Source organism: Salinicoccus siamensis, assembly GCF_055391965.1.
The window spans coordinates 437,660-462,779 of sequence record NZ_AP043765.1; the positions used below are offsets into that span (position 1 = coordinate 437,660).

Here is a 25,120-nt window from a genome sequence, read left to right on the forward strand (position 1 = left end):
CAGATTTAAAACAGGAGAGATAAGATGAACGAAACGCTGATCAAAGAACTTGAAAAAACAACAGGAAAACGGGCAAAAGATATAGGGAATGTGCTCGGGCTTCTACAAGAGGGGAATACCGTCCCGTTCATAGCACGCTACCGAAAAGAAATGACCGGTGGTATGGATGAACAAGAAATTAAAGCAATTTCAGACCGCTTTTCATATCTCGAAAATCTGGAGAAGCGTAAGCAGGAAGTGCTTAGACGCATTGATGAGCAGGGCTTCCTTACTGCAGAACTGGCACAGGACATAAAAAAACAGACCGTATTGAACAGGGTGGAAGATCTCTACAGGCCATTTAAGCAGAAGAAAAAAACGCGGGCAACCGAGGCAAAGCGTAAGGGCCTGCAGAACCTGGCTGAATTCATCAAGAGCCAGACTTCAGAAAACGTGGAAACAGAAGCAAGCCGCTACTTGACTGAAGAAGTGGGTTCTGAAGAAGAGGCCATCAAAGGGGCCCTTGATATCATTGCTGAAGATATATCAGACAACCCCAAATATAGAGCGTATATATTGAAGGTGTTCAAAGAGAGCGCAGATTTGATGACCAAGAGGAAGAAGAATGCTGAAGATGAACAAAACACCTTCGAAATGTACTATACCTACAGTGAGCCCATCGGTAAAATCGTACCGCACAGGATATTGGCGATCAATCGGGGTGAAGAATTGGGTGTGCTTACTGTAAAATTCGATTACGATATAGAACGTTTCAAGAGATATATCGGCAAACAGACCATAAAAGAAGGTTCAGCCACCGGACGATATATACAGACAGCTATTGAAGACGCCCTAAAACGTCTTATCATCCCTTCCATCGAACGGGAAGTCAGACAAGAATTGACCGAAAAAAGTGAGCGGCATGCTGTGCATATATTTGAAGAGAATTTGAAGCGGCTTCTGCTCCAGCCACCCCTGAAAGGCCATGTTATTCTTGGTGTGGATCCGGCCTTCAGAACAGGGTGTAAACTTGCAGTAATCGATGCTGCCGGTCAATTCCTTGATAAAGATGTGATTTATCCGCATCCGCCACAATCTAAGCAGGATGCAGCGAAAAACAAGCTGCTCAAGATGATAGATGAGTATAAAGTTACGCTTCTGGCAATCGGTAACGGTACGGCCTCGCGCGAAACCGAGCTGTTCATCAGTGAGCTGGTGCAATCTGAGGATTTAGATGTCAAATTCATTATCGTCAATGAAGCTGGGGCAAGCGTCTATTCAGCTTCTGAGGTGGCACGTGAAGAATTCCCACACTTCAATGTTGAAGAACGGAGTGCTGTATCCATAGCCCGAAGGGTCCAGGATCCGCTCAGTGAACTGGTCAAGATTGACCCTAAGGCAATTGGAGTCGGGCAATATCAGCATGACGTCAACCAGAAGTTTTTGAATGAATCGCTTAATTTTGTCGTTGAAACTTCAGTGAACCAAGTGGGAGTCGATGTAAACACGGCTTCGCATGTTTTGCTTCAACATGTGGCGGGATTGTCTCCTGCCATCAGTATGAATATCGTAAAATACCGCGAAGAAAACGAAGGCTTCAAGTCGCGCAATGAAATCAAAAAGGTGCCCCGCCTTGGAGCAAAGACTTTCGAGCAATGTGTCGGTTTTCTGCGTGTGGCAGAAGGAAAAGAACCACTCGACCAGACACCGATTCATCCCGAACGCTATAAGGAGACTTATAAACTGATTTCCCTTATCGGCATGACCGAGTCTGATATCGGCACAAAAGAGCTGGCGGAAGCGTTGCATCAAGTGAACTTGGAAGAGGTGGCCGGAGATCTCGGAATCGGTCTTCCGACACTGCTTGATATCGTAGATAGCCTGAAAGCACCAACGCGTGATATCAGGGATGAGTACGAGGTGCCTCTATTGAAATCTGATGTGTTGAAGATGGGAGACTTGAAAAAAGGCATGAAACTATCTGGAACAGTCCGTAATGTCACCGATTTTGGCGCATTTGTTGATATTGGTGTAAAACAGGACGGGCTCGTACACATTTCAAAATTGACGAAAAAATTCATCAAACATCCAATGGAAGCAGTCAGTGTCGGAGACATAGTAGATGTCACAGTAATTGACATAGATGAAGGAAAAGGCAGGATCTCATTGAGCATGAAATAAAAATATCCCGATCGAAATGATTCGATCGGGATATTTTTATTTATTATTCATTACTGTCCATATCTACATCTTCAATGTTGATGCCCATTGCTTTTGCAACACCTTCACCGTAAGCCGGGTCGGCTTTATAGCAGTTTCTGATATGGCGATGTTTCACTTTGTCGGAAACTCCGCTCATCTCACTTGCTGTGTTAGTGAATATACGTTGCTTCATTTCATCAGATTGGAGGTTGAAAAGTTTGCCTGGCTGCTCATAATAGTGGTCGTCATCTTCACGGAAATCGTGTTCGTAAATCAAACCATCCATTTCGAGAGGTGGCTGTTTAACGCTTGGATCGTCTTCATATTGACCGTAGCTGTTAGGGTAGTAGTTTGTGTGTGAACCTAAGTTGCCATCAACCCTCATTGCACCATCACGGCTGAATGGGCAGACACCTGTTGCGCCTTTAGGGGAGTTCACAGGAATCTGGTGGTGGTTTACACCAAGACGGTAGCGCTGAGTATCTCCATAGGAGAAGAGACGTCCTTGAAGCATTTTATCTGGTGAGAAGCCGATGCCCGGAACGATATTGGTCGGGGCGAATGCTGCTTGCTCAACTTCTGCGAAATAGTTTTCAGGGTTGCGATTGAGTTCGAATTCACCAACCGGGATAAGTGGATACTCATCTTTATACCATACTTTAGTCAAATCGAATGGGTTGTGGTAGTGGTTTTTGGCCTGTTCTTCGGTCATGACCTGGATGTACATCTTCCATTTAGGGAAATTGCCATCTTCAATTGCGTTGAAGAGATCCCTTTGGGAGGATTCGCGGTCTTTCGCAATTACTTCTTCAGCTTCTTCGGCTGTCAGGTTTTCGATACCCTGTTCTGTACGGAAGTGGAATTTCACCCAGACGCGTTCGTTGTCTGCATTCACCATGCTGTAAGTGTGGGAACCGAATCCATGCATGTTTCTGAACCCTTTAGGGATGCCGCGATCTGTCATCAGTATTGTGACTTGATGCAGTGCTTCAGGAAGCAATGTCCAGAAATCCCAGTTGCTCTCGGCATTGTGCATATTTGTTTTAGGATCGCGTTTAACGACGTGGTTCAAACTTGCGAAAAGTTTAGGGTCGCGGAAGAAGAATACTGGCGTATTGTTTCCAACCAGATCCCAGTTACCTTCTTCAGTATAGAACTTAAGTGCAAAGCCACGGATGTCACGTTCAGCATCTGCAGCACCACGTTCTCCGGCTACCGTAGAGAAGCGCGCGAACATTTCTGTCTGTTTGCCGACCTCGCTGAATATTTTAGCCTTTGTATATTGTGTAATGTCGTGTGTTACAGTGAAAGTACCGAATGCCCCAGAACCCTTCGCGTGCATCCGTCTTTCAGGAATTACTTCACGGTCAAAATGCGCCATCTGTTCAAGGAAATAAGGATCTTGCATAACTACTGGGCCACGCGGTCCTGCAGTCATTGTATTTTCCCTGTCACCTACCGGAGCTCCAAAGAGAGTAGTCAGACGATCTTCGGATGCACCTTTGCCTTGCTTCCTAGGTTGAGTGCCACCACCGCTGCGGGCAGTACCAGGCTTGTTGCCGTTATTTTCAAAGTCCATAGATGTAGTCCCTCCAAGAAAATATTATAATCTTGTTTAGAATGATTATAAATAAATAATAACATAGTGAGAAAAAAAAACAATCTTTATGCATGAAAATTACTACTAAAGAAGTATCTTCGAAATTGATAATCAATTGTCTGCTGAAAATCGAAAATCATCTGCAATTGAACTCTAGTCTATAGCTGATGACTCTACAGAAATTTAAAAATATATTCTATTGCATTTTTCTGAATTCTCATGGTAAGTTTATATATGATAGGTTCAGCGCACAGACTACTGTGAGGAGGGAGGGCATATGAAGAATTTTATAATGATATTCAGCTTTGCTCTTTTAATTCTAGTAGGGTGTAGTGACGGGGAGTCAGAGTTGGCAGGTAAGAAATTGGGATTGACCAATTATGATCCGACCATCACTGAGGAAGAGAAAAAAGATAAGGAAGTCATCTTTAATTCGCACATGGCAGTGTTCGATTTTGAAACAGACGATGAAGTAGTACTTGAGTATCTGGGAAATGAGTATCAAGGACATTATACGCTAGATGATGACCGGTTGGCCATTGAACTAAAAGATGGGGGAACAAGCTTAGCCATGACCTTTATCCAGTTTGAAAAGAATGATGCTGATTATTATAGTTACAGTGGTGAAAGTGATGAAGTTAAATTAGATGAGGGCGGGGAAGTGTCCCAATTAAAGAATGTCTATGAAAGTTATATGGGGGTTAATGAATCCTACATATTCATTGAAGAATCTGAAACGGATTGATACTGGGAGTAAATGAGTAGAATGCACCAGAAGATATGTAGAATGTAACATAGGCAACCATTCCAAAACCTTGCCTTATGACTGAAGTTAGTTTCCGCATGTTAGAAAGGTCTTATCAATATGATGTATGTGAGTAATGGTAAGGAAGTCCAATTCCAAATCGGACACTTATATAGTAGAAACACGGTTATTATGAAGAAAAGACGACCAGTGATTTAGCGACATCCAAAGCTTTTTAAAAGAAATATAATAAAATCAATAAAAAGCGTTGACTTCCAAAACAAAACCCGTTATTATAAATATCGTTGCAATATTCCTTTGGCCCGTTGGTCAAGCGGTTAAGACACCGCCCTTTCACGGCGGTAACACGGGTTCGAGTCCCGTACGGGTCATTCTCTTAAAAAAGTTTTAAAAGGTTGTTGACTTTTTAAAACGGCTGATATACAATAGAGTATGTCGCTAAAAACAAAAGATATTATAAATGCGGTTGTGGCGGAATCGGCAGACGCGCTAGGTTGAGGGCCTAGTGGGAGTTAATCCCGTGGAGGTTCAAGTCCTCTCAGCCGCACCATTTATTTTTGGGATAAGCAACTTTATAATGCGGGTGTAGTTAAATGGTATAACCCCAGCCTTCCAAGCTGATGTCGTCGGTTCGATTCCGATCACCCGCTCCATTAATTTTTTTACAGTCAACGAGAGAACATTGAAAACTGAATGACAATATGTCAACGTTAATTCCAATAAACCGGATGGTTAATCCATCCAACTTGGGCGACAAGTAAAACCGCAACGAGTCAGAGCACTCCAATTATGGAGAGTTTGATCCTGGCTCAGGATGAACGCTGGCGGCGTGCCTAATACATGCAAGTCGAACGCGCAGCCCCGGAGCTTGCTCTGGGGTCTGCGAGTGGCGGACGGGTGAGTAACACGTAGGCAACCTACCCATCAGACTGGGATAACCGCGGGAAACCGTGGCTAATACCGGATAACCCTGATCCCCGCAGGGGGATGAGTTGAAAGGCGGTCTTTGACTGCCACTGATGGATGGGCCTGCGGCGCATTAGCTAGTTGGTGGGGTAAGGGCCCACCAAGGCGACGATGCGTAGCCGACCTGAGAGGGTGATCGGCCACACTGGGACTGAGACACGGCCCAGACTCCTACGGGAGGCAGCAGTAGGGAATCTTCCGCAATGGACGCAAGTCTGACGGAGCAACGCCGCGTGAGTGAAGAAGGGTTTCGGCTCGTAAAACTCTGTTGTCAGGGAAGAACGCCGGTGGGAGTAACTGTCCATCGGGTGACGGTACCTGACCAGAAAGCCACGGCTAACTACGTGCCAGCAGCCGCGGTAATACGTAGGTGGCAAGCGTTATCCGGAATTATTGGGCGTAAAGCGCGCGTAGGCGGTTCGTTAAGTCTGATGTGAAAGCCCCCGGCTCAACCGGGGAGGGTCATTGGAAACTGGCGAACTTGAGTGCAGAAGAGGAGAGTGGAATTCCATGTGTAGCGGTGAAATGCGCAGAGATATGGAGGAACACCAGTGGCGAAGGCGGCTCTCTGGTCTGCAACTGACGCTGATGTGCGAAAGCGTGGGGATCAAACAGGATTAGATACCCTGGTAGTCCACGCCGTAAACGATGAGTGCTAAGTGTTAGGGGGTTTCCGCCCCTTAGTGCTGCAGCAAACGCATTAAGCACTCCGCCTGGGGAGTACGGCCGCAAGGCTGAAACTCAAAGGAATTGACGGGGACCCGCACAAGCGGTGGAGCATGTGGTTTAATTCGAAGCAACGCGAAGAACCTTACCAAATCTTGACATCCTCTGACCGCCATGGAGACATGGCTTCCCTTTTGGGCAGAGTGACAGGTGGTGCATGGTTGTCGTCAGCTCGTGTCGTGAGATGTTGGGTTAAGTCCCGCAACGAGCGCAACCCTTATCATTAGTTGCCAGCATTCAGTTGGGCACTCTAATGAGACTGCCGGTGACAAACCGGAGGAAGGTGGGGATGACGTCAAATCATCATGCCCCTTATGATTTGGGCTACACACGTGCTACAATGGACAGGTTACAAAGGGCAGCTACGCCGCGAGGCCAAGCGAATCCCATAAAACTGTTCTCAGTTCGGATTGGAGTCTGCAACTCGACTCCATGAAGCTGGAATCGCTAGTAATCGTGGATCAGAATGCCACGGTGAATACGTTCCCGGGTCTTGTACACACCGCCCGTCACACCACGGAAGTCGGTAACACCTGAAGCCGGTGGGCCAACCTTTATGGAGGCAGCCGTCGAAGGTGGGACCGATGACTGGGGTGAAGTCGTAACAAGGTAGCCGTATCGGAAGGTGCGGCTGGATCACCTCCTTTCTAAGGAATATAACGGAACGCCCCGTTTTGGGGCGGCGGAATTGGCGTTTGACATATTGTATTCAGTTTTGAATGGTCTTCATTGACGATTCAACCCCTTGCACATTGAAAACCGTATAGAAGCAATGCGAAAAATGATTTTAACCGAAATCAAGCGTAGAAACCGAGAACTGAAGAGTTCATAAAAACACGCGTTGTGTCGCAAGAAAGCGAAAGTGGACATCCACTGCAGCTGGACTGGGACACACTCACAAATTCATTGCGATTAAGTAATGAAGGGCGCACGGTGGATGCCTTGGCACCAAGAGCCGATGAAGGACGGAACCAACACCGATATGCTTTGGGGAGCTGTAAGTAAGCGTTGAACCAAAGATTTCCGAATGGGGGAACCCCGCACATTAGTGCGACTCTCAGGTGAATACATAGCCTGAGGGAGGTAGACCCGGGGAACTGAAACATCTTAGTACCCGGAGGAAGAGAAAGAAAGATCGATTCCCTGAGTAGCGGCGAGCGAAACGGGAAGAGCCCAAACCAGTCATTGACTGGGGTTGTAGGACACCGAAAAAGCGACTTCGAGCGAGCAGAAGCGACTGGAAAGTCGCACCATAGGGGGTAACAGTCCCGTATGCGAAGCGAGGAGGCGTGGCGGTGTATCCTGAGTACGGCGGAACACGAGAAATTCCGTCGGAATCCGGGAGGACCATCTCCCAAGGCTAAATACTTCTTGGTGACCGATAGTGAACCAGTACCGTGAGGGAAAGGTGAAAAGCACCCCGGAAGGGGAGTGAAATAGAACCTGAAACCGTGTGCTTACAAGTAGTCAGAGCCCGTTAATGGGTGATGGCGTGCCTTTTGTAGAATGAACCGGCGAGTTGCGATTGCATGCGAGGTTAAGCAGCGAATGTGGAGCCGTAGCGAAAGCGAGTCTGAATAGGGCGTCTAGTATGGGGTTGCAGACCCGAAACCAGGTGATCTACCCATGTCCAGGCTGAAGTCCAGGTAACACTGGATGGAGGGCCGAACCGACTTACGTTGAAAAGTGACCGGATGAGGTGTGGGTAGCGGAGAAATTCCAATCGAACCTGGAGATAGCTGGTTCTCTCCGAAATATATTTAGGTATAGCCTCGTGTTAGCATCGTGGAGGTAGAGCACTGTTTGGACGAGGGGCCCATCCCGGGTTACCGAATTCAGACAAACTCCGAATGCCACCTATGTGATGCACGGGAGTCAGACAGCGGGTGATAAGGTCCGTTGTCGAGAGGGAAACAGCCCAGACCACCAGTTAAGGTCCCAAAATATATGTTGAGTGGAAAAGGATGTGGCGTTGCACAGACAACTAGCATGTTGGCTTAGAAGCAGCCATCATTTAAAGAGTGCGTAATAGCTCACTAGTCAAGTGACGCTGCGCCGAAAATGTACCGGGGCTAAACATATTACCGAAACTGTGGATCAATGATATTGATGGTAGGAGAGCGTTCCGATGGCAGTGAAGCATGATCGTGAGGACATGTGGAGCGATCGGAAGTGAGAATGCCGGTGTGAGTAGCGAAAGACGGGTGAGAATCCCGTCCACCGAACGACTAAGGTTTCCAGAGGAAGGCTCGTCCGCTCTGGGTTAGTCGGGACCTAAGCCGAGGCGAAACTGCGTAGGCGATGGATAACAGGTAGAAATTCCTGTACCGGTGATGTGTGTTTGAGCGATGTGGTGACGCAGGAGGAGAAGCAGAGCGTGCGGAAGGAAGAGCACGTCCAAGCATCGAGTCGTCAGGGTAGGCAAATCCGCCCTGTGTAACGACGAGGTGTGATGGGGAGCCGAAAATAGTAGGCGAAGCTGTGGGTTCACACTGCCAAGAAAACCCGCTAGTGAATACATTACCGCCCGTACCGCAAACCGACACAGGTAGTTGGGAAGAGAATTCTAAGGTGAGCGAGCGAACTCTCGTTAAGGAACTCGGCAAAATGACCCCGTAACTTCGGGAGAAGGGGTGCTCATGAAAATGAGCCGCAGTGAATAGGCCCAAGCGACTGTTTATCAAAAACACAGGTCTCTGCCAAACCGAAAGGTGACGTATAGGGGCTGACGCCTGCCCGGTGCTGGAAGGTTAAGAGGAGCGCTCAGCGTAAGCGAAGGTGCGAATCGAAGCCCCAGTAAACGGCGGCCGTAACTATAACGGTCCTAAGGTAGCGAAATTCCTTGTCAGGTAAGTTCTGACCCGCACGAAAGGCGTAACGATTTGGGCACTGTCTCAACGAGAGGCTCGGTGAAATCATAGTACCTGTGAAGATGCAGGTTACCCGCGACAGGACGGAAAGACCCCGTGGAGCTTTACTGTAGCCTGATATTGAACCTCGACCTCACTTGTACAGGATAGGTGGGAGCTGAAGATACGTGGACGCCAGTCTACGTGGAGGCACTGGTGGGATACCACCCTGGTGATGTTGAGATTCTAACCCGCACCCGTAATCCGGGTGGGAGACAGTGTCAGGTGGACAGTTTGACTGGGGCGGTCGCCTCCTAAAGAGTAACGGAGGCGCTCAAAGGTTCCCTCAGAATGGTTGGAAATCATTCATAGAGTGTAAAGGTATAAGGGAGCTTGACTGCGAGACAGACACGTCGAGCAGGGTCGAAAGACGGACTTAGTGATCCGGTGGTTCCGCATGGAAGGGCCATCGCTCAACGGATAAAAGCTACCCCGGGGATAACAGGCTTATCTCCCCCAAGAGTTCACATCGACGGGGAGGTTTGGCACCTCGATGTCGGCTCATCGCATCCTGGGGCTGTAGTCGGTCCCAAGGGTTGGGCTGTTCGCCCATTAAAGCGGTACGCGAGCTGGGTTCAGAACGTCGTGAGACAGTTCGGTCCCTATCCGTCGTGGGCGTAGGAAATTTGAGAGGCGCTGTCCTTAGTACGAGAGGACCGGGATGGACATACCACTGGTGTACCAGTTGTCGTGCCAACGGCATCGCTGGGTAGCTATGTATGGTCGGGATAAGTGCTGAAAGCATCTAAGCATGAAGCCCCCCTCAAGATGAGATTTCCCCATTAGATCCCTCAGAGATGATGAGGTGGATAGGTTCGGCGTGTAAGTGTGGCGACACATTGAGCGGACGAATACTAATCGATCGATGACTTATTCAAATGAAGAAAACCGTGTATGGTCTTCTGCGCAACGCATTGCTTCTATCCGGTTTTGAATGTCCAAGGGGCATTCAAGCATGCCATATTGTCCGGTGGCAATCGCGGAGAGGTTCCACCTGTTCCCATGCCGAACACAGCAGTTAAGCTCTCCAGCGCCGATGGTAGTTGGACTGACGTCCCGTGAGAGTAGGACGCCGCCGGGCAGTATGTACATAATTACATTATGGATGCGATGAGCCGCATTGAGACCTATATAGGTCTCTTTTTTTGTATAAAAAGGATATGATTAAGTAGAAAGGAAGATGGTTGAAGCATGGAATTCAGCATTGAAGTCACTGGTCTAACTGAAACTGAAAAACTGGCTAAATCTTTGACGAAATATATAAAAGAAGGAACTGTCATTCTCCTCTCCGGTGACCTCGGTGCTGGAAAAACCACTTTCACCCAGTTCGTGGGGATGTATTTAGGTGTGAAGCGCAGAATGAGTTCTCCGACTTTCAATATCATAAAAAGCTATCAGGGAAAACTCACAGTGCATCACATGGATTGTTATCGACTCGAAGGCAGTGATGAAGATATGGGGTTCGATGAATACTTCAATGGTGAAGATGTTGCGATCATCGAATGGCCTGAGTTCATTCAAGATTTTCTGCCACCTGAGTATCTGGACATTAACATTGAATACGTCAGTGAAGATGATCGCCGTTATCACTTTAAAGCATGCGGAGAGCATTACATTAAACTATTGGAGGACCTTGAAGATGATTACGCTAATGATTGATACCTCAAATAGACCTTTATCTGTGGCCATTAATGAAGATGGGCGTATGGTCGCTGAAATAAACACGACGGTAAGAAAAACACATTCAGCAACAATTATGGTACATATCAATCATTTGCTTGAATCTTCAGGCTATAGACGCAATGATATCGACCGTATTGTAGTGGCACGGGGGCCAGGCTCCTATACTGGGGTAAGAATTGGCGTGACCATCGCGAAAACATTGGCCCAGGCTCTCGGAGTAGAGTTGTATTCCGTCTCTTCCCTCGCTGTCATAGCTGCCTCCAGCGGCGCTAAGGGCAATGTTCTTCCGATGTTCGATGGAAGGCGGGGAAATGTCTACAGCGGACTGTATCATGTATCTGAACATTTTGAAGAGGTGGAGGCAGCAGGATATAAATCTTTGAAGACTGTTTATGAAGAAATGGAAAAGCATGAAGAAGTTTGTTTACTGGCTGATGGAAGTGAAGCTTTCACTGAAAATTTACCTAAGTATATACATGCTGTACCGCGCATCACCACAGTCGAACAGTATCCTGAAATTCTCAGAAGAGAAAACATTCATGAGATGGTTCCCGAATACCTCAAAATATCGGAGGCTGAGAAAAATTGGATAAATCAACAGCAATCATAAGACAGATGACGCTAGAAGACGTAGAAGATGTGTACAGCATAGAATGTGCCTCATTTCCCAACACATCCTGGAGTATCGAGGCTTTCAGGCGTGAATTGACGGCAAATGAATTCGCTACATATTTCGTCATCGAACATTATGGGGAAATAGTAGGTTATTGCGGGACTTGGATCATCATTGATCAGAGTCAGATCACTACAATCGCCATCGATAGAGGAATGCGGGGCCATGGTTATGGCAAAGCCCTTTTGCAGCATGCTAAAGCGTATGCAAAAAAATCCGCTGAAATCCTATCGCTCGAAGTGAGCGTGGATAATGAACGGGCAATGACCTTATATGAGAATGAAGGTTTCAAATATGGAGGCATCCGGAAGGACTATTATGGTCCAGGCAAGGATGCCCACGTGATGTGGGTGAATTTGAATGAATGAAGATATAGTCATCTTAAGTATCGAAACAAGCTGTGATGAAACAGCGTGCAGTGTGATAAGAAACGGCAATGAAGTGCTATCCAATATAGTAGTCAGTCAAATCGACAGCCATAAAAGGTTTGGGGGTGTGGTGCCCGAGGTGGCTTCCAGACACCATGTGGAAACCATTACGGTAGTAATTGAAGAAGCACTTGAAGCAGCACGGATGACACCTGCAGATCTATCTGCCGTTGCAGTTACGGAAGGGCCAGGGTTGATAGGGGCACTGCTGATAGGTATCAACGCAGCTAAAGCATTTAGTTTTGCCCATGGTCTACCGCTTATTCCTGTCCATCATATTGCAGGGCATGTGTACGCCAACCAGTTGGATGAAGAACTGCGCTTTCCGCTAATGGCGCTCATCGTTTCAGGAGGGCATACAGAACTGATCTACATGAAAGATCATCTGTCCTTTGAGGTCATCGGTGAAACGCGTGATGATGCAGTGGGGGAAGCCTACGATAAAGTTGCGCGGGTCATAGGCTTGCCCTATCCCGGCGGACCACATGTCGACCGGCTCAGTAAAGAAGGACATGATATCTATGAATTTCCACGGGCTTATCTTGAGCCAGGGAGTTATGATTTTAGTTTCAGCGGCGTGAAATCGTCCGTCATCAACACACTTCATAACCAGAGGCAGAAGGGCCAGGAAGTGAATGCAGCGGATGTAGCAAAAAGTTTTCAGGAAAGTGTTGTAGAAGTGCTGACTGTTAAAACTTTGAGGGCAGTAAAGGATTATGGAGTAGAAAATTTGATAGTAGCTGGTGGCGTCGCAGCCAATAGTGGTCTGCGCGCGCGTTTTGAAGAGAAATGCCAAGATGAAGGTATAAAATTAAGTGTGCCACAGTTAAAGTACTGTACAGATAATGCAGCGATGATTGGCGCTGTAGCCTATCACCTCTATAAAAAGGGTGCTTTCGGAACATTAGAGCTAAATGGGCGCAATACGATCGATATAGAAGAATATACAATGTAGAAATGCCTATATGGATGGACATCCATATAGGCATTTTTTCTGGTAGTATAGTTTGTCAATACGGAACGTTTGTTTTATCCACGGCTGTGGATAACTTGTTGATGAAAATGGTTTATCTGCTAATATCAAGCATATAATTGTGGGTATATCTGTGGTTAAGTAGTCCCTAATAGTTATCAACACTGTGGATAACTATGTGGAGTAACTGGTATAACAGCATTTAGGGTGTGTACAATATCGTGGGTAAATCGCTTATGGATAAAGGTGGGGAATGACGAACATACGTTCATCATTCCATTGCTTCCAATGTTTCCGACAATGAGGCCCATTCTTCCATAAGGCGCTCGAGTGCTGCTTCAGAGTCAATCAATTGCTTGTTGAACTCCGCTGCTTTCTCATAATCTCCATAAACCTCTGGCAAGGCAAGGGTCTCTTCAATGGATTCAATTTCAGCTTCTTTCTCTTGTATTTCTTTTTCGGTTTTAGTGATACTTTTTTTTGTTTTTTGAATTTCATTACGCTTTTGCTTGTGCGCTTCATAACTGTTAGTGTGCTTTACCTCATTCTCTTCTTGTTCGATTTTTATCTGCATTGCCGCCCGTTCTTCTTTTTTATGCTGATAATAACTGTAGTCTCCGTTATATATCTCGGTGTGCTGATCGCCCATTTCTACGATTTTATTGGCAATGCGGTTGATGAAATAGCGATCATGCGAAACAAATAGTAGGGTGCCGGGGAAATTCTGCAGCGACTGCTCCAAGACTTCCTTGCTGTCGATATCCAAGTGGTTCGTTGGCTCATCAAGTATGAGCAGATTATTTTTTTCAAGCATCAATTTCGCCAACTGGATGCGGGCCTTTTCCCCGCCACTCAAATCATTGATTTGTTTCATGACCTCATCTTGGGTGAACAGGAAACGCCCCAACACTTTGCGGACATCACTTTCGTTCATGTTTGGGTATTCATGCCATAATTCTTCAAGAACGCTTCTCCCGGAAGTGAATTCTGCCTGCTTCTGGTCATAATAACCGATCGATACGTTGGCTCCGTAGATGATTTCCCCATCATGCCGTGATAATTTTTTGGCGATCGTCTTGACTAGGGTTGATTTTCCGATGCCATTTGGGCCAATGATTGCGAGACGGTCGCCTTTATCGATGTTCAGATTGATGTGACTATTCAAAGTCTCTTCATAACCGATGGCGAGATTTTTGATCCTGAGCACATCATTGCCACTTTCCCGTCTGATGTCGAATGAGAAGTCTGCACTTTTCGTGTCCATTCTAGGCATGTTTATACGTTCCATGCTCTCTAGCTTCTTCCGGCGGCTCTTCGCCATATTGCTTGTCGAAGCACGGGCAATGTTTTTCTCTACAAACGTTTCAAGCTCTTTAATCTCCTTCTGCTGGTGTTCAAAGGCCTTCATCTGCAGTGCATGGTTTTTTGCCTTTTCCTTTACATAACCTGAGTAGTCGGTGTGGTAAAGTGTGCCCCTATGCATCTCGACTTCATATATCTTGTCGACTGTACGGTCTAAGAAGTAGCGATCATGGCTGATTATGGCTATGGCGCCTGGGAAGCTGTTAAGATACTGCTCGAGCCATGCGACGGTATCCATATCCAAGTGGTTGGTCGGCTCATCAAGAAGGAGCAGATCAGGCTTGGAAAGGAGCATCTGTCCGAGCGCAAGGCGTGTCTTCTGGCCGCCGGAGAAAGCTTCTACGCTCCGATAGAGGTCCTCAGGCGCGAACCCGAGACCGGTCAGAACTGTCTTTACTTCTGAATCTATCGTATATCCGCCTTCAGCTTCGAAGATATTCTGCACTTTCTCGTATCTATCGAGTTGGGCTTGATAGTCTGCATCATCATAGTCATGTACAGCAAGCCATTCGGCAATCCTTTCCATTTCCTTTCCCGTCTCGAGCAGTCTCGAGAAAGGGCGCAGCATTTCCTCTCTGACATTATGAGTGGACTCGAGTGTCATCTGTTGTGTCAGATAACCTATTGAAATGCCTTTAGGACTGGTGATCTGGCCTTCATCAATACTCATCTCACCGGCCATCATCTTCATCAAAGTCGTTTTTCCGGCACCGTTCTTACCGACAATGCCGATTGTCTGTCCTGTTTTAATTTCCAGATTCATATTTTCAAAAATCATATCTGTACCGAAAGATTTTTTTACGTTTCCTAATTGCATCACTATCATCATAAATCCCTCACTTTCCTCAAGTTTACAATATATAACGTAAAAAAACGATGAAATCAGGTGACTCTTATGGCACCATAGGCGTGCAATTATGATATAATATATCAACAAAGTGCAATAGAAGAGGTGTACGAGATTTGAATAACAAAAAGAAAATCCCGAATGCAACGATGAAGCGCTTGCCCCTGTATTATAGATTCTTCAAAAACTCCGAAAAATCAGGGGTAGATCGGGTTTCTTCGCGGGAAATCAGTGAAGCACTGGATATAGATTCTGCAACAATTCGGCGTGATTTCTCCTATTTCGGTGAACTTGGCCGAAAAGGTTACGGATATAACGTCAAGAGCCTGTTGAAATTCTTTATGGAACATATCCAGGGTAACCAGAAGCGGAATGTGGCCATCATCGGTGCAGGTAACTTGGGTAGTGCATTATTGAACTATAAATTCAGCAACATAAATGATAGAATGAACATAGTTGCTGCATTTGACAATAACAGTAGCATCGTTGGAACAACAATCAATGATACTACAGTCCACCACTCGGATGAAATTGAAAAGATGGCTGAAGACCATGGTATAGATGTTGCGATTCTGACATTGCCTGCGGAAGTCAGCCAGGAGATGGCTGAACGTCTTGAAGCGGCCGGAATCAAAGGCATTCTTAATTTCACACCGATGAGGCTGGATGTAAGCGATGGAATCTATGTACACAATATAGATTTGAGTGTCGAATTGCAGGCACTGTTCTTTTATATGAAACATATCTAGGAGGGATACTGTGCTCGAAATGTTCATACCGACTACACTTATGGTAGTAACGCCAACGAGTATGATTGTAATTGCGGTTGTAGCGCTCATCATATTCGGACCTAAGAAACTGCCCCAATTCGGAAAAGCCATGGGCTCCACTTTGAAGGAATTCAAAGATGCAACAAAAGGCCTTGCTACAGATGATGACGACGACGAAGAAGAAGAGAAGAAGAAATCCCAGAAGAAAATCGAATCTGAAGTATAAAGGTCTTGAGGTGGCGGAAGCCGCCTTTTTTTAAAGAGGTGGAAAATCGATGAATGAATTGGAAAAGAAGGAAATCACTGAGCACCTTGATGAATTGCGCAAACGGCTTATGATCGTCATATACTTTTTTGCAGGCGCAATGCTGGTCGGGTTTTTCCTTTCCAAACCGTTAATATACCAGGTTCAGGAAGCACCGTGGACCGAATCCATACAGATGCACGCATTCCAAGTGACCGATCCGCTTAAAATATATCTGATGGTCATCATGATCATCGGTTTTGTAATCGTACTCCCGGTAATACTGTATCAGATATGGGCCTTTGTATCGCCGGGGCTCTACAGCAATGAGAGGAAGCTGACGCTATCCTACATTCCAATCGTCATGCTGCTTATGCTTCTTGGCATGGCTTTCAGCTACTTCATACTTGTACCATACATCATACAATTCACCTTTGAACTGTCAGAAGATATGGGAATAGAGACGACGATCGGCATCAATCAATATTTTGGTTTCCTGTTCAGGACAGTCCTGCCATTCGGTCTGATTTTCCAAATGCCGATACTGGTACTTTTCCTGACTCAGCTGGGGCTGCTGACTCCAATGTTTTTGAAGAAGAACAGAAAGTATGCCTATTTCATCCTGTTGGTTGTAGCAGCTTTGATTGCGCCACCTGATTTGATGACCCATATCATGTTGACGATCCCGATGATTGTCTTATACGAAATCAGCATCTATATTTCCAAAATCGGCTACCGTAGACATTTAAAGGCAGAGCAAAAGGCAATTGAAGAATCATTGGACTAAGATTTGGGAGGTTTTTTGAGATGGCATTGGATTCAGATGGAAGGATGTTCAGCCATCCATCGGCTGATGGACAGCTTGATACACATGTCCCAAAAAACGTGTCGCATGAATGGCGACAGCGTTATCATGTGCAACCCCCTACAGGGGCCTTGAATGGCCTTGCAGGCCTTGTGTCGGATGATGAGGGGTATCATTTGTTCTATGAATGGATGCCCGTATATGGTCAGCGAACGAAATGTCTGTATCATCTCACATCAAACGATATGGTGACATTCGATGACCAAGGCGTCATAAAGATGTTTTCGGACGGCGACTCACCAGGGTCTGCCATCGTTGCCGACAATCAAGATGGGCTACATCTTTTCTACACTGGCCTACAATCAGGTAGATGCATTCAATATCGTTCCGTATTGGACGCCCAGAAAGAAGTCAAGGCAACTGAAGCCATCATAAAAGGGACGCCAAAGGGGTATCTGCCGATAATGAACGCGCCGTTTGTATTTCATAAGGAAAGGTATCGCATGATGCTCGGATCCGGTACTGAAGACGAGTTTGGACGTATACTCCTTTTCAGCGGTGACAGCCCCTCCGCCTTCCAGTATGATGGGCCTTTGACTACAGAGCTTGATCAGTTCGGTTTCATGTGGACCCACCCTGAATACTTCAAGGTGAGTGACAAAGATATATTAATCTTCAATGTCAAAGGCCTGGATAAGTATCAGAACAGCTATTGGAACATTTATCAATCGGGCTACCTTGTAGGGGACATTGATTTTAATGCATTGCATATGACACATGGCGCATTCCATGAACTGGACCACGGATTCGACTTTTATGCTCCTAAAACCGTGATGTTTGAAGGGAGAAGGCTGTTGATCGGATGGATGGGCACAGAGGAGACGGACTATCCAACAGATGGAGAGTGGGGCCATTGCTTGACTATACCTAGAGAGGTGGCTGTTCAAGGGTCGCGTGTGATGCAGAAGCCTTTTTTCGGATTGCGCAAATATAGAATGAACGAACTGACTGCTGAAGGTTATTTCGATTATCATCCAAGAAAGATTAAAGACTTCTATGGCCACAGCTATGAATTGGTCCTCGATATACTCGAGAATAACGCAAACCGCATCCACATCGATTTGCGGGTAAGCAGGCGCGAACATACAAGCTTGATCTATGACAGCGAATCGCAGGTTTTGACATTGGACAGGACCTTCAGCGGCAAACTGCCCGGCAATGTTGATGGGACCACCCGGAAAGTCCAACTCGATGCCCCGTTATCGCACCTTGATATTTTTATGGACATCTCTAGCATAGAAGTGTTCGCCAATGACGGAGAAGCGGTGATGAGCGCGAGAATATTTCCCTCGAGTGAGTCTACAGGAGTGGAATTTTCCACTGAAATAGGAGGGTGCCATGTCAAAATGGCAAGGTATGATATAAAGTCAACCAATGGTGGTTAACGCTTCGCTCCGCATCATGAAATAAATTTTATTATTGAAGGATAAAAACTTTCATTTCTTCTTATAATATTTTGATTATTTTGTTATCATTGGGAGTAACAACGTAGGCGAGAGGGGAAAAACTATGTTTTCGGTATTAAGTCAGATTCGTAAACGGTTTGAATACATGACACCTGTGGAGCAGCGCATTGCTAATTTCATGCTGGAAAATCCAGCTAAAGTCATCAACATGCCAGTCAAGGATATCGCTAAAAACAGCAGTACGAGTGATGCTGCCATCGTCAGGTTTTCAAAGCGGATTGGTCTTGCAGGCATCAAGGAATTGAAAGTGGAACTTGCCAAAGAGTTACATACACTTGAGAAAGAGAATATTTCAAGAGTGATCGATCTGGAGCAGGATACCCATCGGGAGATTTTCGATAAAGTTTTCAAAAACACCATCCAGGCACTCTATAATACCGAAAAGATAGTGGACCGCGATGCAATCAAGCAAGCGGCGGAACTATTTGCAAAATCCCGCAATACCTTCATATTCGGAGTGGGCGACGCAGCGAGCGTCGGTACCGAGTTCGAACAGAACCTCCACCGCATAAACATCAATGCTTTCTTCACCACGGATAAATACTTCTGCATGACCCGCTTATCGAATGCGACTGAAGATGATGTACTATTCCTCATCACTCTATCAGGTAAGACCCGGGAAGTGGTGGAAGTGGTCAAACTCGCCAAAAAGTTGGGCATCAAGACAGTCATACTGACCCAGAACCACGCCTCGATCGCTAAGCGTAATTCAGATGTGGCAATAGAGATTACGGAGGAAGAGAACAATATTCAGTATATGAATATGACGAGCCGTATCGCACAGCTTGCGATATGTGATGTGCTATTCTTCTATACGTGCCGCCAACTGGGTTCGAAGGCTTATGAAACGATTATGAAGACATATGATATCACACATTAGCCCCTCATTGAGGGGCTTTTATTATGGGGAAATTGAAATGTCAAGCGGACATCTGACTGCAACATATCTGCAATAATCTTTAAAATAAATCAGCCATTATTAAGGTTGTGTAACAAACTTCCATTTTTATAGATGCCGATGCATTCTTCTAATATACTCGGTCTATGACATTAATTGTTCAAAGAACGTAGAGGCAGTTTGGAGGCATTGAATTGATAGATAGAACAATAAGGCTGGGCATTTCATCGCTTTTGATGATATCCACCCTGTTTGCCATTAATACAAATGCTGTCATGGAGGCAGAACAAGTAGATGAAGATGCGGAGGGAGGCCATGAAGCGCCATCTGCAGAAGAGGCCCCCGGGCAGGAAGATATGATAAAAGACACGCCTGATCAGGAAGATGCAGTGCAAGCGCCGGAAACACCTGCCGTCGAACCTGAAGAAGGGCTACTGATACAGACAGAGCCGGAACAGAGTCAGGAAGAAGCAATTCATAAGCGTGCAGCAGAGGACAAAAAAGAAGCGGAATCTGCTCCCTCTTCAGAAGAAGAGAGCGGAGAAATATGGGAAAACACACCGGATACATCTGAACCTTCCACAGGAGAAGCCCCGCCCATCGCTGATTCAATAGTGGAAGATGCTGAATATATGATAGAAGAACCAGAATCAACTTCAGAGGAACCAGCTGCTCCAGAACCAACTGGAGGTGTAGCGGAGAATAGAGAAGGGTCAACTGATAGACCCAAAGCCGAACCCTCGAACGAAGAAGAATCTGAAGATGCCGGAATGCCTGCTGCCGAAGAGAAGGGGACTGTACAAAGCGGGGTGAGAGATGGTGACAATGCACCTTCTCCGAAGAACCCACCCCAGGACAGTACTAGAGAAACAGAACAGTATGATGAAAGCGCTCCTGCCAAGCAAAACATTACAGGAACTGCCTCGGCACCTAAGTTCTATCGTTATGACCATGGTGATATACTGGAAGGTATTTCATTGCACCCAGGTGCTCCTGTTGAAGAGTTGAACTTGTTGGATGAACGGGTCAACAAACTGATGTGCTCAAGAATCCTTAGAGCTGACTAAGCTGGAACACCAAAATTGTTGAAGTTGGCAGTAGAGTGAATGTGCAGAAATGGTCTGCATCATACGTCCATAAAAAAAGATTGAAACGCCCATTTCGATGAGAAATGGGCGTTTCAATCTATAGTGCACTGTCATCAATCGAATTGAGATAGCCTTCCGCTTCTTTAACGACCGATTGTAGGCAACCATCTTCAAAAGGCGAGATGAGATTTGCTTCTTCAACCAGTGCATTGAACGGCAATGAGCCACCGAGACGGCACAGGTTGATGTAGTCGCTCCATGCGCCATCGAAATCCTCATTGGCACGCTTCCAGAATTGCATGGCACAGACTTGTGCAAGGGTATAGTCGATATAGTAGAACGGATCGCTGAAGACATGCCCCTGTTTATGCCAAAAAGCGCCACTTGCAAGCGGTTCTATGCCATCGTAATCACGATGCGGCAAATACTTGTCTTCGAGTTTCTGCCATTCTTGTCGCCGTTCTGCTGGAGACAGTTCAGGATGCTCATAGACGATGTGCTGGAATTCATCTATGGCAACTCCGTAAGGCAGGAAAGAAATGTTATCCGCCATGTGCGTGTATTTGAATTTATCAGTATCCTCCTTGAAGAACTGTTCCATCCACGGATATGTGAAATACTCCATGCTCATGGAATGGATCTCTGCAGATTCAAGAGTCGGGAACTGATACTCCGGCACCTCGAAGCCGCTTGACATATAGCTTTGGAACGCATGACCCGCTTCGTGCGTCAAAACGGTCACATCATCAAGGGTGCCGTTGAAGTTGGAGAAGATGAAAGGGGAGGAGTAGTCTGGTATGAAAGTGCAGTACCCGCCGCCTTCTTTTCCTTTTTTGGCCTCAACATCAAACAGTTCGCGCTGCCTCATGAATTTAAAGAATTCACCAGTTTCCTCGGATAATTCAAGATACATATTTTCGCCCGCCTGCAGGATATCTTCGGTATCCCCTTTGGGCACAGCATTGCCCGTTGTAAAATCGAATGATTCATCGTATATCTTCAGTTTCTCGACGCCGATCCGCCTACGTTGTCTTTCCTTAAGTTTGGTGACGAGTGGCACAACATGTTCTGCAACCTGATTTCTGAAGTTCTGCACCATCTCACTGTCATAATCGATGCGGTTCATGCGGATGTAACCCAGTTCAATGAAATTTTTGTAGCCGAGCTCTACCGCAATCTGATGGCGGGTCTTGACCAGTTCGTCATAGATCTGGTCGATTTTATCCAGATGCGTCCCCATGAACCCCTGGACCGCTTCAGTGGCTGATCGACGGATTTGACGATCGGTATGCTGGGCATAGGGGCCAAATTCGGATAGGTTGAGGACTTTTCCATCAAATTCGATTTCTGCTGAAGCGAGCAGTCTGGAGTATTCCGAATCAAGCTTATTCTCTTGCTGAAGGAGTGTCTTCACCTTAGGGTCGAATCCCTTGACGGCTTTTTCAGCCAATGAGAAAAGTTGTGTGCCATAACGCTGTTCCAATTCATTTCTATGAGGACTGTCCATGAGCGCCTGATAGTACTTGAAATCGATCTCCTGGATGGTTGGCCCGTATTCATCGAAGAAATTCCGTTCCTTGTCATAAAAGGCATCCCTTGTATCTATTGTAGAACGGATAAGGGCCAGATTACTCATCGTGGAGAGGTGATTGAAGTAGGTGTTAAGACGATCGATGACCTTGGCTTGGGCGTCTGCTGAGTCCTTTTCCTTAAATTCTTCAAGTAGTGCGTCAACTTCTGCTGCTATTCGTTTGATGTCCGGTCTTTTATATTCATATTCCGAAAAAGTCTGTACCATCAGTTCATCTCCTTATCAGTTTCTAATGATATAGTAACATAAATTCCATTATCTTCTGTATGTTCAGATAATGGAATTTAAGGGTACACATCTATAACGAACAGAAAGGAGAGATAGCATGGCAGGATTTGATGAAGCACTGGAAAATCGCCTGGGGGAATTGACGCGGGAAACGAAGAAGCGGGGCATTCCGCTGATGATTGTGATAGAAGGACCTCCGGCTTCCGGGAAGTCGCGGCTGGCAAATGCTTTATATATGGCACTGGATGCAAAATATACAAACTTCATGGCCACGCGCCCGCCCAGGGACATCGATCTCAGATACCCTTTCCTGCAGCGGTTCTGGAACCATCTGCCTAAATCCGGGGATATCAATATCCACTTCAGAAGCTGGTATGCCCAGTACATCAATTATAAATCGTATGGCATCAAGGAAAATGTTCGCACGGAATATGCCGACATCAGACAGGATATGGAGAATTTCGAACAGATGCTGACAGATGGTGGCTATGAAATCATCAAACTCTATATCGACGCCCCAGAAGCAGTCAGGGCACGTCATATACAAAAGCTGAAGGATAATCCGATACTTAAATGGAAGGCTGAAGAATTTGAAGAGCAGCTGGATAAAACAGACTATCTTAAGGAGATGAATCAGTTTTTGGACACGCCAACCGGATCTCCATGGGAAGTCATCGATTTCGAAGACAAAGAAGGCGCAGTCAATACTTTGTTCTCCACAGTGGTCAAACGTCTTGAAGCACGCCTGGAGAGAGAAGACCAGACACAGGAGGAAGTAGTGGATGGTGATTTTACAGAAGATTATGAGGCAGAGTTCTTTGACTTTAATTTTGAGGATGAAAAGATCAGCCGTAAAGACTATAAAGCCATCCTCCCTGATCTGCAGTCGAGGATGAGGGAAATCCAATTCCAGCTCTACAAGGAAAAGGTCCCGCTCATCCTCGTCTATGAGGGGATGGACGCCGCCGGCAAGGGTGGAAACATCAAACGCATCCGCGAGCATCTGGATCCGACCGGCTATACAGTCAATGCAACCGGCGCACCGACTGATGTGGAGCTGCGTCACCATTATCTGTGGCGGTTTGCTGCAGGACTCCCGAGAAGTGGCCATGTAGCCTTCTATGACCGGAGTTGGTACGGCCGCGTGCTGGTGGAACGTATTGAAGGACTGGCTTCAACGCAAGAATGGCAGCAATCCTACGAGGAAATCAAAGCTTTCGAGAAATCGCTGTACAATTCAGGCGCGATCATCATCAAATTCTTCCTGTCGCTGGATAAGGATGAACAGCTTGAACGGTTTGAGAGCCGTGAGGATGACCCGGCCAAGCAATGGAAGCTGACCGATGAAGATTGGCGGAATAGGGAGAAATGGGATGAGTATGTCGAGGCGTCGGAAGACATGATCAGAAAAACGCATATCGCTTTCGCCCCGTGGCATGTGATTCCGGGAAACAATAAGAAATATGCGAGGATCACTGCGTTGAAAAAAGTGATTGAAACATGTGAGGCAAGGCTCGGAAGCGATGCGAAACCGGGTGATTGAGAAAAACATTTGAAAATTTAAAGGCATGGGGATGAATGTCATATGCCTCGGAATATACGAACACCCCGGACCATTAAAGTCCGGGGTGTCATTCTCAGAATAGAAGCGGGAAAATGATGTTGAGGCCATTCCGCATTTCTTCAATCTGCTCTATATAATCCTTGAATGTCAGCTGCAGTATGACGACGATACCGTTCATGATCATATGGACCATGATCGGGACCAGCAATCTGCCACTGATGACATATAGGAAACTGAATGTGTATGCCATGACGACATAGATCAGTATATGGGTGAAATCCCAATGGGCGATGGCGAATACAAAACCACTGAGCAAGCCGGCTACAAGAAAACCGACGATTCTCGGTCCTGGAATCACTTCGTAGATTTCAGCGAATATGGCCCGTCTGAAGACGTATTCTTCCAGGATGGGACCAAACAGAGCAACAACAAGAATCATGTAGGGGGCATTTTCTATCATATCCACAATGCCCATCGTATTTTCACTTTCCATTGGATTACCGAGTATATTGGTGTTGATGAGACCGGCGATTATCTGGGTGGCGTAGGCCAGGAACACACCTCCGACGATCCAGGCGAAAGTCACAGGTATATCTGATTGGGGGCCACGCTCTATACGGTTTTTGTTGCTGTGGAGCCTTCCTACAATAATGACTGCCACAACTCCCAGGGCAAATGCCCCAACCTGATAAGGGAGTACGCCGCTAAGCAGTTCTTCTTCTGTAATTGATGGATTGATGAACGCCATGATCATTGATACGGGTACAACCGCAAATTGCACGACGAGGAATATGACGATGATTAATGCACTATATAGCTTTCTCAAGATAAGCCCTCCATTTTTCAATACTGCTATTCTACAATAAAAAGGAATATGGTTAAAGCAAAGAGAAAATACTTGCATTATTGACCAACTTTGATTATTATTTAATTGTTGGCACTTTGAATGCTCGAGTGCTAAAAATATCTGTACTATTTCAAAGGAGGGCTTTTACGTGTTAAAACCATTAGGCAACAGAGTCATCGTTGATTTGACCCAAAAGGAAGAAACTACAAAAAGCGGCATCATTCTGACGGAATCCGCCAAAGAGAAACCACAGGAGGGCACAGTCGTAGCAGCTGGACCTGGTCTGGTTCTGGATAACGGCAACCGTGTCGAGCCTGAAGTAAAAGAAGGCGACCGTGTGATGTATTCCAAGTTTGCAGGTACTGAAGTGAAACATGAAGGCAAAGATTATCTGATCCTTTCCGAATCCGATATCCTTGCTGTCATCAACTGATCAAAATGAAAT

The 25,120-nt window shown here is 46.1% G+C and carries 18 protein-coding genes, 3 tRNA genes and 3 rRNA genes; 20 read left to right on the forward strand and 4 right to left on the reverse strand.

Annotated elements, in window-relative coordinates; genetic code table 11:
• Positions 1 to 24 precede the first annotated feature (24 nt).
• Complete coding sequence (locus ACZ5LF_RS02245; protein ID WP_380570439.1) at positions 25 to 2,160, forward strand: Tex family protein; 2,136 nt, start codon at positions 25 to 27, stop codon at positions 2,158 to 2,160.
• Positions 2,161 to 2,203: 43 nt separating this feature from the next.
• On the opposite strand, the gene ACZ5LF_RS02250 is transcribed toward ACZ5LF_RS02245, so the two are convergent.
• Positions 2,204 to 3,619, reverse strand: a complete 1,416-nt coding sequence (locus tag ACZ5LF_RS02250; RefSeq protein ID WP_464759822.1) for a catalase — start codon at positions 3,617 to 3,619, stop codon at positions 2,204 to 2,206.
• Between the two features lie 439 nt (positions 3,620 to 4,058).
• Here ACZ5LF_RS02250 and ACZ5LF_RS02255 point away from each other — a divergent pair, with 439 nt between their 5' ends.
• The 11 genes from ACZ5LF_RS02255 to tsaD all read left to right on the forward strand — a co-directional run bounded on the left by ACZ5LF_RS02255 (position 4,059) and on the right by tsaD (position 12,887).
• Positions 4,059 to 4,526 (forward strand): hypothetical protein, encoded by a 468-nt coding sequence (locus ACZ5LF_RS02255; RefSeq protein ID WP_380570441.1) that lies wholly within the window; start codon positions 4,059 to 4,061, stop codon positions 4,524 to 4,526.
• Positions 4,527 to 4,846: 320 nt separating this feature from the next.
• A tRNA-Glu gene (locus ACZ5LF_RS02260) sits at positions 4,847 to 4,918 on the forward strand.
• Positions 4,919 to 5,009: 91 nt separating this feature from the next.
• Positions 5,010 to 5,097: transfer RNA gene (locus ACZ5LF_RS02265), tRNA-Leu, on the forward strand.
• A gap of 29 nt (positions 5,098 to 5,126) precedes the next feature.
• Positions 5,127 to 5,200 (forward strand) — tRNA-Gly (locus tag ACZ5LF_RS02270).
• A 133-nt stretch (positions 5,201 to 5,333) separates the two neighbouring features.
• Positions 5,334 to 6,886: ribosomal RNA gene (locus tag ACZ5LF_RS02275) — 16S ribosomal RNA — on the forward strand.
• Positions 6,887 to 7,149: 263 nt separating this feature from the next.
• A 23S ribosomal RNA gene (locus ACZ5LF_RS02280) occupies positions 7,150 to 10,026 on the forward strand.
• An 88-nt stretch (positions 10,027 to 10,114) separates the two neighbouring features.
• Positions 10,115 to 10,229: ribosomal RNA gene (gene rrf / locus ACZ5LF_RS02285) — 5S ribosomal RNA — on the forward strand.
• The 16S, 23S and 5S rRNA genes sit together here with 3 tRNA genes alongside, the layout of an rRNA operon.
• Before the next feature lie 110 nt (positions 10,230 to 10,339).
• Positions 10,340 to 10,807: a tRNA (adenosine(37)-N6)-threonylcarbamoyltransferase complex ATPase subunit type 1 TsaE gene (gene tsaE / locus ACZ5LF_RS02290; RefSeq protein ID WP_380570478.1), complete on the forward strand. Its 468-nt coding sequence runs from the start codon at positions 10,340 to 10,342 to the stop codon at positions 10,805 to 10,807.
• Entirely contained in the window at positions 10,788 to 11,441 is a 654-nt protein-coding gene (gene tsaB / locus ACZ5LF_RS02295) for a tRNA (adenosine(37)-N6)-threonylcarbamoyltransferase complex dimerization subunit type 1 TsaB (protein ID WP_380570477.1), read from the forward strand. Before tsaE ends, tsaB begins: the two co-directional genes overlap by 20 nt.
• Before the next feature lie 5 nt (positions 11,442 to 11,446).
• A complete protein-coding gene (gene rimI, locus ACZ5LF_RS02300) occupies positions 11,447 to 11,872 on the forward strand; it encodes a ribosomal protein S18-alanine N-acetyltransferase (protein WP_380570481.1) in 426 nt (141 codons plus the stop codon).
• A complete protein-coding gene (gene tsaD, locus ACZ5LF_RS02305; RefSeq protein WP_380570476.1) occupies positions 11,865 to 12,887 on the forward strand; it encodes a tRNA (adenosine(37)-N6)-threonylcarbamoyltransferase complex transferase subunit TsaD in 1,023 nt (340 codons plus the stop codon). Before rimI ends, tsaD begins: the two co-directional genes overlap by 8 nt.
• A 289-nt stretch (positions 12,888 to 13,176) precedes the next feature.
• Here the strand turns inward: tsaD and ACZ5LF_RS02310 are convergent, their stop codons facing one another.
• The gene (locus tag ACZ5LF_RS02310) at positions 13,177 to 15,093 is read right to left on the reverse strand and encodes an ABC-F family ATP-binding cassette domain-containing protein (RefSeq protein WP_380570480.1); all 1,917 of its coding nucleotides are present in this window, start codon (positions 15,091 to 15,093) and stop codon (positions 13,177 to 13,179) included.
• A gap of 170 nt (positions 15,094 to 15,263) precedes the next feature.
• Here ACZ5LF_RS02310 and ACZ5LF_RS02315 point away from each other — a divergent pair, with 170 nt between their 5' ends.
• The 6 genes from ACZ5LF_RS02315 to ACZ5LF_RS02340 all read left to right on the forward strand — a co-directional run bounded on the left by ACZ5LF_RS02315 (position 15,264) and on the right by ACZ5LF_RS02340 (position 20,424).
• Positions 15,264 to 15,863, forward strand: coding sequence for a redox-sensing transcriptional repressor Rex (locus tag ACZ5LF_RS02315; protein WP_464759824.1), 600 nt, complete (start codon positions 15,264 to 15,266; stop codon positions 15,861 to 15,863).
• A 19-nt stretch (positions 15,864 to 15,882) separates the two neighbouring features.
• A complete protein-coding gene (locus ACZ5LF_RS02320) occupies positions 15,883 to 16,110 on the forward strand; it encodes a twin-arginine translocase TatA/TatE family subunit (protein ID WP_380570479.1) in 228 nt (75 codons plus the stop codon).
• A gap of 49 nt (positions 16,111 to 16,159) precedes the next feature.
• On the forward strand, positions 16,160 to 16,915 hold the full coding sequence (tatC, locus tag ACZ5LF_RS02325) for a twin-arginine translocase subunit TatC (RefSeq protein WP_380570474.1): 756 nt from the start codon (positions 16,160 to 16,162) through the stop codon (positions 16,913 to 16,915).
• Between the two features lie 20 nt (positions 16,916 to 16,935).
• Entirely contained in the window at positions 16,936 to 18,378 is a 1,443-nt protein-coding gene (locus ACZ5LF_RS02330) for a glycoside hydrolase family 32 protein (protein WP_380570473.1), read from the forward strand.
• A gap of 124 nt (positions 18,379 to 18,502) precedes the next feature.
• Complete coding sequence (locus tag ACZ5LF_RS02335) at positions 18,503 to 19,339, forward strand: MurR/RpiR family transcriptional regulator (protein WP_380570472.1); 837 nt, start codon at positions 18,503 to 18,505, stop codon at positions 19,337 to 19,339.
• Between the two features lie 212 nt (positions 19,340 to 19,551).
• Positions 19,552 to 20,424: a hypothetical protein gene (locus tag ACZ5LF_RS02340; protein WP_380570471.1), complete on the forward strand. Its 873-nt coding sequence runs from the start codon at positions 19,552 to 19,554 to the stop codon at positions 20,422 to 20,424.
• Positions 20,425 to 20,542: 118 nt separating this feature from the next.
• On the opposite strand, the gene ACZ5LF_RS02345 is transcribed toward ACZ5LF_RS02340, so the two are convergent.
• Positions 20,543 to 22,243 carry a M3 family oligoendopeptidase gene (locus ACZ5LF_RS02345; RefSeq protein ID WP_380570470.1) on the reverse strand — a complete coding sequence of 567 codons (1,701 nt, stop codon included), beginning with the start codon at positions 22,241 to 22,243 and terminating at the stop codon, positions 20,543 to 20,545.
• A 118-nt stretch (positions 22,244 to 22,361) separates the two neighbouring features.
• On the opposite strand from ACZ5LF_RS02345, the gene ACZ5LF_RS02350 reads away from it, so the two are divergent.
• The gene (locus tag ACZ5LF_RS02350; protein ID WP_380570469.1) at positions 22,362 to 23,807 is read left to right on the forward strand and encodes a phosphate--AMP phosphotransferase; all 1,446 of its coding nucleotides are present in this window, start codon (positions 22,362 to 22,364) and stop codon (positions 23,805 to 23,807) included.
• A gap of 94 nt (positions 23,808 to 23,901) precedes the next feature.
• On the opposite strand, the gene ACZ5LF_RS02355 is transcribed toward ACZ5LF_RS02350, so the two are convergent.
• Positions 23,902 to 24,654: a CPBP family intramembrane glutamic endopeptidase gene (locus ACZ5LF_RS02355; protein WP_380570468.1), complete on the reverse strand. Its 753-nt coding sequence runs from the start codon at positions 24,652 to 24,654 to the stop codon at positions 23,902 to 23,904.
• A gap of 169 nt (positions 24,655 to 24,823) precedes the next feature.
• Between ACZ5LF_RS02355 and groES the strand changes: the two genes are divergently transcribed.
• Positions 24,824 to 25,108 (forward strand): co-chaperone GroES, encoded by a 285-nt coding sequence (gene groES, locus ACZ5LF_RS02360; protein WP_344704083.1) that lies wholly within the window; start codon positions 24,824 to 24,826, stop codon positions 25,106 to 25,108.
• Positions 25,109 to 25,120 lie beyond the last annotated feature (12 nt).